The sequence below is a fragment of the Paraburkholderia dipogonis genome (assembly GCF_042680985.1).
Classification (GTDB): Bacteria; Pseudomonadota; Gammaproteobacteria; order Burkholderiales; family Burkholderiaceae; genus Paraburkholderia; species Paraburkholderia phytofirmans.
On record NZ_JBHUFR010000027.1, the window covers coordinates 117,906 to 133,950 of the forward strand.

15 protein-coding genes are annotated in these 16,045 nt (G+C 57.9%); 12 read left to right on the forward strand and 3 right to left on the reverse strand.

Annotation, left to right across the window (positions count from 1 at the left end; all coding sequences use genetic code 11):
• Nucleotide 1 precedes the first annotated feature (1 nt).
• Nucleotides 2-1,087 (forward strand): Gfo/Idh/MocA family protein, encoded by a 1,086-nt coding sequence (locus tag ACFSNN_RS31380; protein ID WP_377747683.1) that lies wholly within the window; start codon nucleotides 2-4, stop codon nucleotides 1,085-1,087.
• 355 nt (nucleotides 1,088-1,442) lie between these two features.
• On the opposite strand, the gene ACFSNN_RS31385 is transcribed toward ACFSNN_RS31380, so the two are convergent.
• Together ACFSNN_RS31385 and ACFSNN_RS31390 are read right to left on the reverse strand one after the other, a co-directional pair.
• On the reverse strand, nucleotides 1,443-2,750 hold the full coding sequence (locus tag ACFSNN_RS31385; RefSeq protein ID WP_134465906.1) for an NAD(P)/FAD-dependent oxidoreductase: 1,308 nt from the start codon (nucleotides 2,748-2,750) through the stop codon (nucleotides 1,443-1,445).
• A 15-nt stretch (nucleotides 2,751-2,765) separates the two neighbouring features.
• Complete coding sequence (locus ACFSNN_RS31390; protein ID WP_134465905.1) at nucleotides 2,766-2,954, reverse strand: hypothetical protein; 189 nt, start codon at nucleotides 2,952-2,954, stop codon at nucleotides 2,766-2,768.
• A 198-nt stretch (nucleotides 2,955-3,152) separates the two neighbouring features.
• Between ACFSNN_RS31390 and ACFSNN_RS31395 the strand changes: the two genes are divergently transcribed.
• From ACFSNN_RS31395 to ACFSNN_RS31445, 11 genes are all read left to right on the forward strand, one after another.
• Nucleotides 3,153-4,085, forward strand: a complete 933-nt coding sequence (locus ACFSNN_RS31395) for a LysR family transcriptional regulator (protein ID WP_134465904.1) — start codon at nucleotides 3,153-3,155, stop codon at nucleotides 4,083-4,085.
• A gap of 181 nt (nucleotides 4,086-4,266) precedes the next feature.
• Nucleotides 4,267-4,965, forward strand: coding sequence for a helix-turn-helix transcriptional regulator (locus tag ACFSNN_RS31400; RefSeq protein WP_208949636.1), 699 nt, complete (start codon nucleotides 4,267-4,269; stop codon nucleotides 4,963-4,965).
• A gap of 376 nt (nucleotides 4,966-5,341) precedes the next feature.
• On the forward strand, nucleotides 5,342-6,100 hold the full coding sequence (locus ACFSNN_RS31405; RefSeq protein WP_166799438.1) for an SDR family NAD(P)-dependent oxidoreductase: 759 nt from the start codon (nucleotides 5,342-5,344) through the stop codon (nucleotides 6,098-6,100).
• Between the two features lie 137 nt (nucleotides 6,101-6,237).
• Nucleotides 6,238-7,044, forward strand: coding sequence for an alpha/beta hydrolase (locus ACFSNN_RS31410; protein ID WP_208949660.1), 807 nt, complete (start codon nucleotides 6,238-6,240; stop codon nucleotides 7,042-7,044).
• Nucleotides 7,045-7,207: 163 nt separating this feature from the next.
• On the forward strand, nucleotides 7,208-8,332 hold the full coding sequence (locus ACFSNN_RS31415) for a porin (RefSeq protein ID WP_134465901.1): 1,125 nt from the start codon (nucleotides 7,208-7,210) through the stop codon (nucleotides 8,330-8,332).
• Between the two features lie 405 nt (nucleotides 8,333-8,737).
• Nucleotides 8,738-9,724 (forward strand): threonine/serine dehydratase, encoded by a 987-nt coding sequence (locus ACFSNN_RS31420; RefSeq protein WP_134465900.1) that lies wholly within the window; start codon nucleotides 8,738-8,740, stop codon nucleotides 9,722-9,724.
• A 39-nt stretch (nucleotides 9,725-9,763) separates the two neighbouring features.
• A complete protein-coding gene (locus ACFSNN_RS31425; protein WP_134465899.1) occupies nucleotides 9,764-10,831 on the forward strand; it encodes a DUF4392 domain-containing protein in 1,068 nt (355 codons plus the stop codon).
• Nucleotides 10,828-11,322 (forward strand): RidA family protein, encoded by a 495-nt coding sequence (locus ACFSNN_RS31430; RefSeq protein WP_134465898.1) that lies wholly within the window; start codon nucleotides 10,828-10,830, stop codon nucleotides 11,320-11,322. The genes ACFSNN_RS31425 and ACFSNN_RS31430 overlap by 4 nt, the downstream gene beginning before the upstream one ends.
• A gap of 17 nt (nucleotides 11,323-11,339) precedes the next feature.
• The gene (locus ACFSNN_RS31435; protein ID WP_244323205.1) at nucleotides 11,340-12,656 is read left to right on the forward strand and encodes an MFS transporter; all 1,317 of its coding nucleotides are present in this window, start codon (nucleotides 11,340-11,342) and stop codon (nucleotides 12,654-12,656) included.
• 68 nt (nucleotides 12,657-12,724) lie between these two features.
• Nucleotides 12,725-13,618, forward strand: coding sequence for a LysR family transcriptional regulator (locus ACFSNN_RS31440; RefSeq protein WP_244323203.1), 894 nt, complete (start codon nucleotides 12,725-12,727; stop codon nucleotides 13,616-13,618).
• A 63-nt stretch (nucleotides 13,619-13,681) separates the two neighbouring features.
• Complete coding sequence (locus ACFSNN_RS31445) at nucleotides 13,682-14,794, forward strand: MFS transporter (RefSeq protein WP_244323267.1); 1,113 nt, start codon at nucleotides 13,682-13,684, stop codon at nucleotides 14,792-14,794.
• Between the two features lie 27 nt (nucleotides 14,795-14,821).
• On the opposite strand, the gene glcF is transcribed toward ACFSNN_RS31445, so the two are convergent.
• Nucleotides 14,822-16,039, reverse strand: a complete 1,218-nt coding sequence (gene glcF / locus ACFSNN_RS31450) for a glycolate oxidase subunit GlcF (RefSeq protein ID WP_134465896.1) — start codon at nucleotides 16,037-16,039, stop codon at nucleotides 14,822-14,824.
• Nucleotides 16,040-16,045 lie beyond the last annotated feature (6 nt).

The window sequence follows — 16,045 nt, forward strand, 5'->3', positions numbered from 1 at the left end:
CGTGAGCGAGGCTGACATGATTAGATACGCCGTAGTCGGTGCTGGCTGGATTTCCCAGGCAGCGTTTCTTCCCGCAGTCAGTCAGACGGGGAATTCGAGCATTGCGGCCATTGTCTCGGGTGACGCGGAACGGGCGAACAAGCTGGCGAAGTTCTATTCAGTCGATAAAGTCGCGTCCTATGCTGAGTTCGACGCGCTCTTGAGCAGCGATGACATCGATGCGGTCTATATCGCGGTGCCCAATCCGCTTCACGCGACTTACGCAATCCGCGCAGCCAAGGCGGGCAAGCACGTGCTGGTCGAGAAGCCGATTGCAACGACCGAGTCAGACGCAGAAGCGATGATTCAGGCGGCCGAACACTCGGGCGTTTTACTGATGACCAGCTATCGCCTGCATAACGAAGCCGGCACTGTGGCCGCACTCGATGCGATTCGTGATGGCCGTATCGGCGATCCGCGGCACTTTTCTGCGCACTTCAGCTTTCAGGCGGCATTGGGAAACCATCGCCTGAATGCCGAGCATTGGGGCGGTCCGCTGCAAGACATAGGCATTTACTGTTTGAATGCTGCGCGTCATGTGTTTGCCTCGGAGCCTGTCGAGGCGACCGCGATGACCACGAGGCCAAACGACGATCCCCGCTTCGCCGATATCGACGAGGCGGTTGCCGTCACGTTGCGCTTTCCGGAGAACCGCCTCGCGCAGTTCTATTGCAGCTTCGGCGCCGCGGCGATCGATACCTATCGCGTTGTTGGCACAGAAGGCGTGCTGACCATGGACCCCGGCTTTCGATTCGAGACGCCGACCCGGATGGTCCTGAATACGAAGTGCGGAAATGAAACCATCCAGTTTCTTCACGGCGATCACTTCGGCGGGCAGATACGCTATTTTTCCGAGTGCGTTCAGAAGGGCATTGCACCGATTGCAGATGGCGAAGAAGGACTCGCGGACTTGCGCGCGCTCCTGGCGATAGAAGGGGCGGCGAAAACGGGCTTGCCTCGGGCAATTTCCACACCGCAAAGGAATCGGCATCCTACTGCGGAGATTGTCAGGACGGTGCGGCATACGGAAAGACGCTTAAAGTGCTAAGCGTTCGCTAACAGATATGCCGCGCAGCGAGCAATCACTGCGCGGCTTCGCTGATTAACTAGATAACCGTTATGCAAGCGTTTCGATCGCTAACGCTGATCAGTTTGTCTTGAGGCGTTTCACTTGTTGGTTCTGGACGCTTTGACAAGCATGAAGCCGCTGCAACGACGATCAACGTCGACACGACGCTCACCGTGACCATGACCGGCGGGGGCAAGGAATGGAGCAAAGAGGCTATTGTTTCTCCGTCGAGGAGGTGATCTACCATTGTGCAGTCTCCTGATGCACCAGAGCACCTTAACACCTTATTTCGGTCTAGCCCACGCGCGGCAGGATCAAAAACACTAAGCGGGATTTAGTGAAGTTTGATGCGCGGTGCGCTGCGCCGGTGGAGTCGTTGAGAAACCATGCTGGCAATGGTCCGACGAACCCCGGAGACAGTTGCAAGATGCTTTCGATAAAGCGCCGAATACAAAAGCCGGGCCAAAGGCCCTTTCACCAGCATGCCTCTTCGCGTGGCAAGTCCGGCGACCACTCCGATCGCCGCCGCAGGGCCGACAGAAACCAGCGAACCGTGGTCAGAATATCTGAAAGCGCCCATCGGGCGGCGTTTCAAACGTGCGCGCAGCGCTCTGGAAAGGAACATTGCCTGCTGGTGCGCTGCCTGCGCGCGCGGCGGAACCATGCGACCGTCCGACCACGCGCAGCTCGCGCAGTCGCCCAGCGCAAAGATGTTTTCATCGCTTATGCTCTGCAAGGTTCCCGAAACGACGACTTGATTTATTCGATTGACGGACACGCCATCGAGCGTCGACAGTACATCGGGTGCGCGAATGCCCGCTGCCCAGATCGTCACGTCCACTTCGATCACGCGTCCGCCCGCTGTTTGCACGCGGTCCGGCTGAACCCTTGTGACCGGGTCTCCGACCGACACTTCGATCGACAATTTGGTGAGAAGCGCCGTGGTTGCATTGGATACGTCCTCAGGGAGCGCAGGAAGAATGCGCGGCCCGGCTTCGAGCAGCGTGATGCGAATTTCATCGTCTTTTGCGGTCGAGTGCAGACCGAACAGGCGAAACTCCTTTTCCATGGTACGCAACTCGGCGGCGAGTTCGACGCCAGTCGCACCGCCTCCAATAATCGCGAGACTGATGTTTCGCATCACGGCAGCATCGCCCCGAGAGTAGTTGCGCACGCAGGTGTGCAACAGGCGCTTGCGAAGCTTTTCCGCTTGTTCGAGGCAATCAAGCGTGACCGCATGTTGCTCCGCACCGTCGACGCCAAAGAAATGCGTCTGGCTGCCAAGCGCGAGAACGAGCGTGTCGTACCGAATCGCTCGGGCGGGTATGATTTCCAGCGCCTGCGCGCTGTCCTGATGCACCGGTCCAAGCAATACTTCCTTGCTGGAACGATTCAATCCGGTCATCGCTCCGCGATGAAACTGAAACCCATGCCAGCGTGCCTGAGCCGCGTACTCAATCTGATGAACATGCGTATCGAGGCTGCCTGCAGCCACTTCATGCAGTAGGGGCTTCCAGACATGAGTGGCGCTCCGGTCAACCAGCAACACCTCAACATCCTGCCGCTTGCCGACTCTGTCGCCGAGGCGGGTGGCAAGCTCCAGGCCGCCCGCGCCGCCTCCCACGATCACAATGCGATGCATCGAACGGCTCCTCGTTTAGTTGTAGCCCAGAATGGCGATGGTTTGCACATCCGGACGATCCGGCACGTTGCAAACTATCGAAGAAATCGGTCCTTCGAGCAGCGCGCTGTATCGTGAGTTTTTTTGTTCAGGCGGTTCGTTGTTTTGGCGTGCGCTGACTTCGGTCAGCAGGTTGTCGCTATCGAGTTCGAGTTGCTTGAGCATGCGAGCTAACGCCGTGGGCGTTTCGTTAGAAGGATAAGGATAGAAACTGAGTGTTTCGGACACTTAAGACGGAGCAATATCCGCCTCGATTCACTGGAGACTAGGGTCCCCAAAAAAATATCGCCAGCGAGAAATTCGTGCCGCTTGCGTTAAGTTTTGTTTAACAGATATCACGCTCGGACTGTGGGCTATTACACAATGAATACGCGCTTTCTAGAGACCTTTGTCACGCTTGCCCAACTGGAGAATTTTCGGGCGACCGCGCGACTGTTAAACACGACACCCGCTACAGTATCGCTAAGAATCAGATCGCTAGAGGACGAGTTCAAGACCGAACTCATCGATCGCTCATCGGCAAAATTTCGCTTGACGCCGGCGGGACAGAATCTCGTTGGACTGGCTAAGAACGTCGTGAATGCAACGCGGATTCTTCAGGAATCGGCGTCACACGCGGTCGTTGCGCGCGACCGCATGCGGATCGGTGTGATCGACACCGTGGTGCACAGCTGGTTGTCCGCTTACATGAGACGGGTGAGTGCTGACTTTCCGAATCTGCAGATCGACTTGACGGTAGATTCCAGTGCGGTGCTCAAGCGGCGCATGTTGAGCGGCGAGCTCGATGTCGTCGTACGCGTGGAGGGCATCGACAGCCCGAGGATTGAATCGAGAACGATCGCGAGTTATCCGCTGCGATGGATCGCAAGACATGACCTTCTTTCCGGCAAGCAGGGCGCTCTCATACAAGAGGTGCTCGCGCATCCTGTGCTGACATTCGGGCGTGGAACGACGCCGCAGCTGGCGTTGGAGAATCTCGTACATCGGCTCGCCGAAGAGAGCGGCGTCCCGGTCGAAATGCCTCGAATGACATGCTTGTCTTCAGTCGCGGCGATTCTTCAACTCGTTCGGGAAGGCTACGGCGTCGCAGCGATACCAGCCATTTTCGTATGTGACGCGTTATCGAGTGGCGAGTTCGTCGAAGTGCCGCTTGGACACCTTCTGCCGCCGATCGTGGTGTCGCTCTGCACTCGTGTCGATGCGTCGCCGATGGTGCGGGCCGCTGCCGAAACCGCGGCCAGCGAATGCGTTGCCTACGCTCTGCACCACTCACGCGCGTTGATTGAGACCTTTTAGAGCAGCCTCCGCGCTAGCTAGAAATCGCCTATGCATCTTCCCTAATGTGCAAAAATTTTTTGTTGCGATAGGCTGCCAGAGCTGGTTGGCGCTTTTCGGCACGATGTTTGCCGACATGAGTTGCGCCGCCGTGAGATCTTTGGCGAGTCGCTCGCCGAGTCACAGAGAAGAGGAAAGGGCGATGCAGATCGAAGCAAGCAAATTCAGAGATTCGCAGGACTTTGCCGACCAGACCGTCCACTTCGCCCGATCGGTGCTTCAATGCTCGGCGGCCGTCTTCACGTGGGCTGATTCGACTGATCAGTTCCTTCCTCATTCGCAGGTCGGCTGGCCTGAGGCGACGATCAAGGAGTACTACAGCGTCTACTCGTCGGCCGATCCGCTCAATATCTACCGGCTGATCAAGCAGCGTGCGACGGTCGTCATGCTACAAGGTGCGAAGCGGGAAGAGCAGCACACGCCCTGGAGCGACTATCAGCGCAAGTTCGGCCTCGCAGATGAGGTGGGCTTCATGTTCTGGAGCGGCGACACGCCGATAGGTTGTCTGTCGGCGATACAGACCACCGAAGATCGACCGTTCACCGCGCACGAAGCGTTCACTCAGATCCATAGCTATATGGAGCACGGATTGTCGTTGCTGCCCGCCGTCAAGCGGTTTCGCGCTCAAGCCATCCTGAAGGACGAATACTTCCTGACCGAACGGGAGCTCGACGTTGCGAAGCTGATTTACAGCGGGCTTTCGAATAAAGATATCGGCGACGCGCTGACCATCGAGTTGGCTACTGTCAAGTCGCACGTCATTCGCGTCCTCGGAAAATTAGGGCTGGAAAGTCGCACGCAGATCGCTGCTTTTTTCAGCGATCCCACCGCCGCGCGCTAACGCGGCTGTTTTTTTCCCTTCTTCCTCGCGCGTTTCCTCTCCGGCCGGGCGTTTTTTCTAATCCTTTAGATGGACGTCCGTAGCCTCGCCCGGTCCTAGAATTGTTCCGACAGTCCCGCCTTTTTTTGCTTGCACCCGACGCGAGCAGGCTGCGTCGTCGCCCGATCACGCGAACATTGCTGAGATCTGGTAACGATACCGACTGCGACTGAGTCAAGGGCTCTGCTTGCTGGCTGATAAAAAAAAGTGATCTGAGCAAATCCACAATCACTATTGGACCTTATCAATTTGACGACAGACGATCTGTTTCAAATAACCATTAGGCAACGGCAAGTCTGCTAAGACCAGCCAGCCTTGTAAATAGGAGATGTGCGCCTTGAATGATTATTCCAACCGAGTCGTGATCGTAACGGGTGCAGGTTCGGGAATGGGCCGAGCGATGGTTCATGAATTCACGTCTCGCAATGCACGTGTGGCTGCAATCGACGTCAATTTCGAGCGCGCCAACGAGACGGTCGCAGGCCTGGCCGATCCGTCCCGCGCACGGGCGTATCGCGCAGATGTCAGCGATCCTGCAAGCGTTCAGCGAGCCGTCGATGACATCGTCGCGCACTTCGAACGTATTGATCTGCTGTGCAACAACGCCGGCGTGCTCGACGGTCACGCGCCAGCGCACGAAACCAGCATCGAAGAATGGAACCGCGTGATCGCCATCAATCTCACTGGTCCTTTCCTGATGGCCAAAGCGGTGATCCCGCAGATGCTCAAGCAAGAGAAAGGCGCGATCATCAATACGTCTTCGACATCCGGCTTTAGCGCCGCGGGTGGCGGAACGGCCTATACCGCTTCCAAGCACGGAGTGATCGGATTGACGCGCCAGTTGTGTTTCGAATACGGCGCGAAAGGCATCCGCGTCAACACTATCTGTCCGGGCGCCACTGCAACGCCGCTGGCGATGAGTTCGTCGCCGGATATGGAAGCGGCGATCCGGAGCTTTCCGGCGCAACGCTGGTGCCGTCCGGAAGAAATCGCCAGGCTGGCAGCGTTCCTCGGTGGCGACGATGCCGACTTTGTGCACGGCAGCGACTACGTGATGGATGGCGGATGGCTCACGGCCGCGCGCGATCCGTTCTAAATGCCTAATCAGTTCCTTAAGCAATTATCAACGCTTCATCCTCTCACCACGAGATCGATATGTTCAGTAAGCTTGAATGGCCTCAGTCTGGATTGCCGGGGTTCAATCGCGGTTATAAAACCGTCGATGGCATTCGCATGCACTACGTTTCTGGCGGAGAACCCAGCGGCGAAGTGATCGTTCTCATGTGCGGTTTTCCGCAAAGCTGGTATGCGTGGCGCAAGCTGATGCCACTGCTGGCGGATCGCTATCACGTGATCGCGCTGGACCTGCCGGGTCAGGGAGATTCGGATCGCCCGACTGGCACATTGGATACCACGCGCTCGGCGAAGCTTGTGCGCGGTCTGCTCGAACAACTGGGCGTCGAGCGCCACGGTTTCGTGCTGCACGATATCGGCGCCTGGGTAGGCTATCCGTATGCAGCGCTCTACGGTCAGCATGTGACCGGCGTGGCGATCGTCGATACGGGCATTCCGGGTATCAGCCTTCCCGACACACTACCATGGGCCTCGGATGTCGCATGGCGGACATGGCATGTCGCGTTCCACAATATTCCGGATTTGCCGGAAGCGTTGTTGCAGGATCGCGAGCATATCTATCTGCAATGGTATTTACAGCGCAAGGCTGCAAAGCCGCAAGTATTTTCGCAAGCCGACTTCGAAGAGTATTTGCGCGTATTCAAGGCAAATGGCTGGAAGGGCGGCCTTGCTTATTACCGTGCAATCTCCGTCTCCGCGCAACAGAATCGCGAACTCAGCGCCAGTCGAAAGCTCGAGATGCCAGTGCTTGCCGTTCGGGCAGACCAGGGCTCGATGCCTGACCTGGTGCCGCAGTTGAAGGCCATAGCCAACAACGTCACCGGCACGACGATCGCTTCCGGTCACTACGTACCCGAGGAAGAACCGGAACCGCTTGCAGCCGAATTGAAGAAGTTCTTCGGTTAAACGTAAAGGGGCAGGGCGCAAGGGTCCTGCCATTGCTGTTAGTGATGCCGATTCATATAGCAATCGCCCGATAAAAGTTCGACCTTGCAATTCCTAAACCTATTTACGAAACAGATAATAAGGATGCCGAAACGCATACTTATTAAAAATTGGGGAGATGTACATGTATAAGAAGATCATCGCCGCTATTGCGCTCGGTGCCATCGCCGTCGGACAAGCGAAGGCTCAGAGCTCCGTCACGCTTTACGGCATTGTCGACACCGGCCTTGCGTATGTTCACAACAGTGAAGGACAGTCCTCACAATGGAGGATGGCGCCGAGCAATCTGTCGGCCACCTCTTGGGGTCTGAAGGGCACCGAAGATCTCGGTGGAGGCTTGTCCGCGATCTTCCAGATCGAGAATGGGTTCGATGGCTCGAACGGCAATCTGGCGACGGCAGGGCGGCTGTTCTCACGTCAGGCGTGGGTGGGTATGGCTACTCCGTTCGGCACGGTGACGCTGGGCAGGCAATACGATCCACTGACCGATCTCGAACAAGGACTCACTGCCGACACTTTCAGCGGATGGTTCGCGACCCCGGGCGATATCGACAACTACGATTCGAGTGCCCGCTTCAACAACGCTGTGAAGTGGGTAAGCCCGGCGTGGAACGGTCTGACCGCGGAGGCGATGTATGCGCTCGGTGGCGTAGCCGGTGCAACCGGGTCTGGTCAGACGTGGAGCGCCGCGCTCGCGTACTCAAGGGCGCCGTTTAATATCGCGGGCGGCTATCTGCACATTGACAACGGCAATGCGAACGTCGGGCAGCGAGGTACGTCCACATCGGATACGTTATTCAACACGCCGATCAACGCTGCTTACGCGTCGGCAAGAACCATCAATATTGCGCGCGTGGGTGCAAATCTGGTGCTTGGCGGTTTCACCGTCGGCGCCGCGTACAGCTACTCGCAATACGCGTCCGATGCAGCGTCGACCTACGCCGGCTCAGAGAAATATCACAACGGTTCGATCTTCGCTCAATACAACTTCACGCCCGCGTTCATGGTGATCGGCGCTTACAACTATACGAGAGCATTGGGCGACTCTTCCGCGAAGTATCACCAGATCAACGTGGGAACCGACTATCTGCTGAGCAAGCGCACCGACGTCTATGCGTTGGCCGGTTATCAGCATGCGATGGGCGACAACGGGCAAGGTCCGGCAGAGGCGTCGATCGGCTCATACGGCATTCCTGCGGGCAAGAGTACCCAGGAAGCTGTGGTGATCGGCTTGCGTCACCGTTTCTAATCTGCCTGCAAGTTTGCATCGGCGTTCGTCGGACGGTCTTGAAGGAGCTGAAATGCAGGACAGTCAGGTTCGCATTTTTTGTCCGCGGTGTCGTCGGGAGGCTTGCATACCGCTCCCCGTCGGAACGCTGGAAGTGGAGCAAATGGCCGCCACGTCTGCGCCGGAGGGTTTTCGCAAAGTCCAGGTCGGTGTATCTAGCGACTCGATGGAACTGTTTTGCGTCGACTGCGGTGTGCCTGCTTTGCTTAAGGATTTCGTCGCGTCTAAAGGCCTCTACCGCCACTAAGAAATTCTCCAGGCCAGTCGATGAATAAATTCGATCGATACCGATGCCGAATGATCATTGGATTAGATAGACTGATTTTGATGTAATGCATTGGAAATTCGCATCAACTTGAGAGAACCATGACCGAATCGTTATCGAAGGATTTTTGTGTCGCGGACATCGCAGCGGCTTACGCGCGTATCCGCCCCTACGTCGTACGGACACCTCTGCTCGAAAGCGAAGCATTGAACCGCCTCGTTGGCGGCCGCGTGTTGGCGAAGGCAGAGACGCTGCAGAAGACAGGCTCGTTCAAGTTCCGGGGCGCGTGCAACAGAGCGCTGCAAATGACCGACGAGCAGCGCCGGGTCGGCGTAGTGGCTTTCTCATCCGGTAATCACGCGCTGGCTACGTCGGCCGTTTGCGCGCGCTTTGGCATGCCGGCCACCATCATCATGCCGAGCGATGCGCCGCGCGCCAAGATCGAAGGCGCTCGCAGCTTTGGTGCAACGGTAAGGCTCTATGACCGCCGCACGGATGATCGTGAAGCGATCGGGCGCGACATCGCGGTTCGAACCGGCGCCATCACAGTTCCACCGTATGACGATCCGTACATCATGGCGGGTCAAGGCACGGTCGGGCTCGAAATCGTCGAGCAGACGAAAGAGATCGGCGCGGTGCCGAATTACGTGCTGGCGGCGGCGAGCGGCGGCGGTCTAATTGCGGGCGTCGCGACGGCGATTAGCGCGCACTACGAGGACACGCTTTTGTACGCGGTAGAGCCCTCCGGATTCGACGATCACGCGCGCTCGCTTGCGGAAGGCAAGCAGGTGTCGAACGTAGCTGGCGCTCAGTCGATTTGCGACTCGCTGCAAGTGGTGTCGCCGGGCAAGCTGACCTTCCCTGTGAACAAAAAGCTCCTTGCTGGGAGCCTTGTCGTGAGCGACGACGAAGTGCGGCACGCGATGCGCGTCGCCTTCGATACGTTGAAACTCGTGGTCGAGCCTGGCGGTGCCGCGCCGCTTGCCGCTGTGTTAAGTGGAAAAGTGGACGTTGCCGGAAAGACCGTTGCGCTCGTGTTGAGCGGCGGCAATGTCGACGCGGACGTGTTTCAAAGCGCACTCGTCTGACGCGTTCAGTCACGACAATCGGCGCAAGGAGCCATGGCAATGCTGCAAAAGGATTCGAAGACATATCAGCGGGTCGCGCGAACGATCGACGACTTCATGACACTTGACTACACGGGCGTGGGTCTGATCGGCAACATCTATAAGGCGCTTCAGAAACGTCAACCCGGCTTCGCTTGCATGGGTGCGGCCGAGAAGATCTCGGATACCATTAAACGTGCTGGCGGCCCGGTCCTGATTGCGACTGGCTTTCCAGAAGGCGGTGGCGCGCCTGAAACTGATGGACCCGTCGGAGCGGCGCTATTGGCGCGTGCATTCTTTCTGGGTCTGGGCGTGCATTCGGTGATCGTCATCGACGAAGACTGGGAAGAGATGATGATCGCCACGTGCAGAGGAGCAGGGCTTGCACCGATGCCGTTTCCTGCCGATGGCGTCATCAAGGGAATCGATTATCTGCGTCCCGTGTTCATCCGCACGGTGCCTAAAGACACGGAAGGCTGCAAGCGTGTCTCGGACGATCTGCTCGAGCGTACGAAGCCGAGCGTGATGATTTCCATTGAGCGCCCCGGTTGCAATGCGTTAGGCCTGTATCACGGTTTGGGCGGCCGTCCGCTCGATGGACTGGTCGGCGATCTCGACTATCTGTTCTATCAGGGCAAAAAGCGTGGCGTGCTGCATATCGGCATCGGCGATGGCGGCAACGAACTCGGCATGGGCGTCATTGCCGAAGAGTTGCCTTTCTTTTCGCCTAAAGCTGCGTCGACCGGCGTGCCGGGTCGCGGCGGCGTGGCGGCGGTGAATGCGGCGGATCACCTCGTCGTGTCGAATGTATCGAACTGGGGCGCGACGGGCGTGATTGCTGCACTGTCGGCGTTATTGGAAAATCCGATCGTCTTTCACGATCCCGAACTCGAGGTCCGATGCATCGAATGCTGCGTCAATTCGGGCGGCGTGGACGGAATGTTCATGGCACCTGAGCCAGCGGTGGACGGCATCAATTCGCTGGAGTGGGAAGGTTTGCTGCGTGCCTTGAAGGCAACGGTACGGCGCACGCTGGGCGATTCGGTCAACTGGCAAGGCGAGCGCGGCGACTGGAGGCAGCTCAAATGAGCGCGAACGACGACATTTTCGCGCGCCTGGGGGAGCTCGGTCTGTCGCTTCCGCCTGCGAGCGTTCCGCGTGGAAGCTATGTACCCGCCGTTCGGACGGGCAATTACATCCAGGTCGCGGGACAAGGTCCACGGTGGGACGGTGAACTCAAATTCGCAGGCAAGGTCGGGCGGGATTTGACGATCAAAGAGGGCCAGCGTGCCGCCGAGCTTTGCGCGCTCAACATTCTGAGTCATCTGTCGAGAATGCTCGATGGCGATCTGAGTCGAGTCGTGCGGATCGTTCGTGTCGCGGGCGTCATTCAGGCCGAGTCTTCGTTCACTGAACACGCAAAGGTCTTGAACGGTGCCTCGGATCTGTTCTTCGCGGCGCTGGGCGAGCCGGGTCAGCATGCGCGTATCGCGACGGGTGCGAGTAGTTTGCCGTCAAATATGGCGGTCGAGATCGAAGCGACCGTCGAGATTAAAGACGTCAGCTCAAAGCTCGCCTAAGGTTGGAGATTCCTTACGTGGAATTCGAATCGCTCAGGACCAGCGCCGCGCACTCGGTGTCTGATCGGGACGTATATCAAAAAGTCGCGCTGCGCGTTATGCCATTTCTCATGGTGTGCTATGTCACGGCCTACCTTGACCGGATAAATATCGGCTTCGCAAAGTTTAGGATGCTGACCAATCTCGGGCTCAGCGATTCTGCTTACGGCTTAGGCGCGGGCTTGTTCTTTATCGGATATTTGCTTTTCGAAGTTCCTAGTAATATCTTGATGGTGCGGATCGGCGCCAGGAAAACCGTTTCCCGCATCATGATTCTTTGGGGCGTGATTTCGGCAGGCTTTGCGTTCGTGTCGACGCCGACGCAGTTCTATGTCCTTCGATTTCTACTCGGCGTAGCCGAAGCCGGCTTTTATCCGGGAATCATTCTTTATCTGACGTACTGGTTTCCGTCGGCGCGTCGCGCCAAGATGGTAGCCTTGTTTGTCGGAGCAGTACCGCTTGCAGGCATGGTCGGTTCGCCCATTTCTGGGGCAATTTTAAGCTCGATGGACGGCGTAGGCGGTTTAGCCGGCTGGCAATGGCTCTTCCTGCTCGAAGCCATGCCTTCCGTCGTCATGGGTTTGATCGCGCTGGCGTTGCTCGACGACGACCCAAAGCGTGCGAAGTGGCTAAGCGATGGAGAAAGGCACGCCATTGAGGCCGATCTCGATGCCGAGCAGAAAGCCACGATCGACGACGGAGGAAGCCATACGCTGTCCACCATGCTGTGCGACCGCAAGGTGTGGCATATGACCCTAATTTGTTTTTGTTCTGCTATCTGCTCGTATGGCGTTTCGTTCTGGCTGCCGACATTGGTTGCTCAACTCGGCGTTGGCAATCCGCTGCAGGTGGGATTTTATACGGCGATCCCGTTTACCGCCGCGTTCATACTGATGTACCTCATCGGCCGGAGTTCGGACCAGCGCCGAGAGCGCAGGTGGCATCTGGTCGGTCCGTTCTTGTGCGTGAGCGCGGGTCTCACATCGAGTGTGTATCTGCACGACTCGCCGTTCGGCGCGATGGCGGCGCTAAGCGTCGCTGCTGTCGGCGCCTATAGCACGACATCTATGCTGTTCTCGATTCCGGGCCTGTTTTTGTCTGGCGTCGGAATGGCTGCGGGCGTGGCGATGATCAACTCGCTAGGCGGTCTTGGCGGCTTCGTAAGCCCTTATGTCGTCGGCACAATCAAGGATCTAACGGGTAGCACCAACAACGGTGTTCTGTTCATTGCGTGCATGGCGATTGTCGGGGCGGCTCTTACCTGGGCGCTTCCTAAGAAGATCGTGAATCGCTAGACGCGGACCATAACGATGAACACGAGACCTCAAACTCAGCATTTTAACGGAGCGGCATTGCTCCGCGCATGCTGATGCTCAATCTCAGAAGCCTTGAAATTTTCTATTGGGTTGCAACGCTAAACAGCTTTCACAAAGCCGCGGCCAGGGTGCACGCGACCCAGTCGACGGTGTCGCATCGTATCGCCACGTTCGAGGGCGAGCTTGGCGTGACGTTGTTCGACCGCACGTCGCGATCGGTCCGTCTGACGCCTCACGGGCGAACGATCCTCGAGTATGCTGAACGTTTTCTCGCGCTCGAATCGGAATTGCTGTCCGCGATCGCCAGTCCAGGCCAGTTTTCGGGTGTGGTGCGGCTCGGCGTGGCAGAGACGATCGTTCACACGTGGCTGACCGACTTTATCGAAGAGACTCATCGGAAATATCTGGGCATTGTCATAGATATCGTCGTGGACATCTCCCCTGCGCTAAGGGAATCGCTTAGATCGGGCGAAATCGATATGGCATTTCTTTTGGCTGGCCCAGGCGCGGATGCCGACTTTATCGAAAAGCCGCTTTGCAAGTATCCGGTGAAATTCATCGTTTCGCCGGATCTTGAGCTTGGCGAAGGTCCTTTGACGCCGGCGAATTTATCTCGCTATCCGATCATTACGTTGCCCAAGCGCACGCACCCCTATGTGACGCTACGCGATGCGATCGCAACGCGAGAAAATCCGTCACCAAGAATATTCGCCAACTGGTCTTTATCGACCATCGTGAAGATGGCCGTTGACAAGATCGGTATTGCCGTGATGCCTCTGGCCGCCGCGCATAGCGAACTCGATCGCGGCACGCTGATCGAGAAGGAATCGACGCTCGTGCTTGAAGACTTTACGTTTTGCTCTGCGTATCCCCGCGCCATCGACGTGAGGATCTACGAACTATTGACTCAGATAGCCTCTGACGTATCGGGCGCTATTTGACCTGGTGCCGCACAATCCCCGCTCTCGTTCACAAAGATGGCTTCAGATAAAAATCAGGCATTGATGCCCAGCATCGCCACACGGGTAATATTCTTCCTGGCGGGGACGAGCGTTGCAGCGTGGGCGCCGCTTGTGCCCTATGCGCAAGATCGCCTAAGGGCTGATGACGCGCTCTTAGGATTTCTTTTACTGTGTCTTGGAATCGGCGCTGTCGGCTGCATGCCGATTTGTCAACGACTGGTTGCGCGATATGGATGCCGCGCGATGGTCTATAGCGGCGCAGCGATGATCTGCGTCGCGCTGCCATGTCTAGCGACGGTCACCAACAAGGTGGCGATGGGGTGCTCGTTACTCATCTTCGGCGCGGGTCTTGGCTTCATCGACGTATCGATGAACATCAACGCGATCCAACTGGAAGCGCGCACCGGGCGTCGCTTGATGTCCGGCTTTCATGGTTTTTTCAGCGTGGGCGGCATCACCGGGTCGCTGCTAGGCGGAACGTTACTGTCAATCGGAGTCCACCCCTTAGGCGTTGCCGGTGCTGTCGTCGCGGCCGTGATTACGCTGGTCGCCGTGTTTGCTCGTCATATCGAATCGGAAGGGGCGCAAGCGGGTGCGAAGTCGGTACTCGTGCTGCCGCAAGGCGTGGTCGTGGTCATGAGTGGAATCGCGCTCGTCAGTTTCCTGGTGGAAGGGGCGATGCTCGACTGGAGCGCTGTCTACCTGACGTCGGTGAAATCGTACGATCAGGACCGCGCGGGTTTCGGCTATACGGCGTTTTCGATCGCCATGACCATCGGCAGACTCGGCGGTGACTATCTCGTCAAGCGACTCGGAGCGAGGTCGATGATCACCGGCGGCGGCGTGCTTGCGGTCATTGGCCTGATTGCCTCGATATTATTTCCGACGGGAAATCAGGCGATTTTCGGTTTCGCGATCACCGGTCTGGGCTGCGCGAATATCGTTCCGGTGTTGTTCGCTGCGGCAGGCCGTCAGGAATCGATGGAGCCGACTCAGGCGATCTCCGCGCTGACGATGCTCGGGTATGGCGGCAATCTGATAGGGCCCGCCGTCGTCGGCTTCTTTTCGCATGCGCTCGGCTTGCAGATGGCCTTTGCGATTCTGGCCGCACTTCTGCTCGCGGCCGCGCTCGCGGGACGCCGAATCGAGGGCTGACCGTCGATCGATTCGAAGCACCAGAACTCAAGAAAGCATCGAATCCACCAGTTCGACCCAGTGACGCACCGGCGTGCGCCCGCCACTGCCCAAATGAGTTTGACAGCCGATATTGGACGTGACGATCAAATCGGGTTGGCCGCTTTCAAGCGCATCGAGCTTGTTGTCGCGCAGACGTTGCGCTAGTTCGGGCTGCGTGATCGAATACGTGCCCGCCGATCCGCAACACAGATGTGAGTCCGGTACGTTCGTCAGATCGAAGCCGAGACGGCTCAACACGCCTTCGACGGCACCGCCGAGCTTTTGCGCGTGTTGCAACGTGCACGGACAATGAAACGCGATGCGCATATCCGTCGCGACGCGCAATTCCTCGACGGATTCTGACGCGATAACTTCCACGAGGTCGCGCGCAATCGCACTGATATGGCGCGCGCGTTCGGCATACGCGGGATCGCTTCGCAACAGTTCGCCGTATTCCTTCACGAACGCGCCACAACCGCTCGCGGTCTGCACGATCGCTTCCGCTCCTGCTTCCACACTCGGCCACCACGCGTCGATGTTGCGGCGTGCACGGACGAGCCCGGCCTGCTGCGCATCGAGATGATAGTCCGTCGCGCCGCAACAGCCCGCTTCCGGCGCGTTCTCGATGCTGATGCCGAACCGGTCGAGCACGCGTGCGGCGGCGGCATTCGTGTTCGGTGAAAGCGATCGCTGCGCGCAGCCTTCGAGCATCAGCATGCGTCGAGCATGACGGATCGCGGGACGCTCGCCTGCATCGGCGATACTGTGTGGAATCTTATCGGCGATCTTTTTCGGCAGGGCGGGGCGTATCATCCGTCCCGCCTTGAGCAACGCGTCGAATGCACGCGGACGCGGCACGAGATGTCTCAGGCCTGCACGCAGCGCACGTTCTGCAAGCGGGCGCTCGACCGTCTGATCGAGCATGTCTCGGCCGATATCGAGCAGTGTATGATATTTGACGCCGGAAGGGCACGTCGTTTCGCAGTTACGGCACGTTAGACAACGGTCCAGATGCACTTGTGTCTTGTCGGTAACGGGCGCCCCTTCCAGCATCTGTTTGATCAGATAGATGCGGCCGCGCGGGCCATCGAGTTCGTTGCCGAGCAGTTGATATGTGGGACATGTCGCGTTGCAGAATCCGCAATGCACGCACGTACGCAGGATGGTTTCCGCTTCGTCCGCGCGAGCGAGTGCGCGGGCTTTGTCGCTGAGATTGGTTTGCATTGGTCA